The organism is Pseudoduganella sp. GW821-FHT12E03, assembly GCF_058807115.1.
Genome location: NZ_JBXAQJ010000052.1, coordinates 1 through 627 on the forward strand (window position 1 = coordinate 1; position 627 = coordinate 627).

General features: G+C 70.5%; 1 protein-coding gene. It reads right to left on the bottom strand.

Translation table 11 applies throughout. The features are described 5' to 3' along the window. The coding region (locus AC1RRC_RS33240) for an AMP-binding protein (RefSeq protein ID WP_493060212.1) at window positions 1-627 on the bottom strand (627 nt) is incomplete at both ends.

Below are 627 nucleotides of genomic sequence, written 5' to 3' on the forward strand. Positions count from 1 at the left end.
CAGCGGCATCTGGTCGAGGAAGACGAAATGGGCCGGCACCATGTAGTCGGGCAGGGTGCGCAGCAGCGCGGCGCGCAGGGCCGGCACGTCGTCCGGGCCGGCGGCGGCCGGCGGCTGGGGCACCAGGTAGGCGACCAGGCGCGGGTCCCCTGCATGGTCTTCGCGCGCCAGCACCACGGCTTCGCGCAGTTGAGGCAGGGCGGCCAGCGCGGTTTCGATTTCCCCGAGCTCGATCCGGAAGCCGCGCACCTTGACCTGGTGGTCGAGGCGGCGCACAAATTCAATGACGCCGTCGGCGCGGTAGCGGCCGACGTCGCCGGTACGGTAGAAGCGGCCGTGGGGCGCGAACGGATGGGCGATGAAGGCAGCGCCGGTCAATTCCGGGCTGTGCAGGTAGCCGCGGCCGACGCCGGCGCCGGCGACGCAGATCTCGCCTTCCACGCCGATGGGCAGCAGTTGCTGGCGGGCGTCAAGGATGAACAGCTGGTTGTTTGGCGTGGGACGGCCGATGGGAATGGCGCTGTGCTCGGGCGGCGCGCTCAGGATGGCATGGTAGGCGACGTCGTCGGAGCATTCGGCCGGGCCGTAGACATTCATCAGGGGCAGCGCGGGGAAACGGGCGAACCA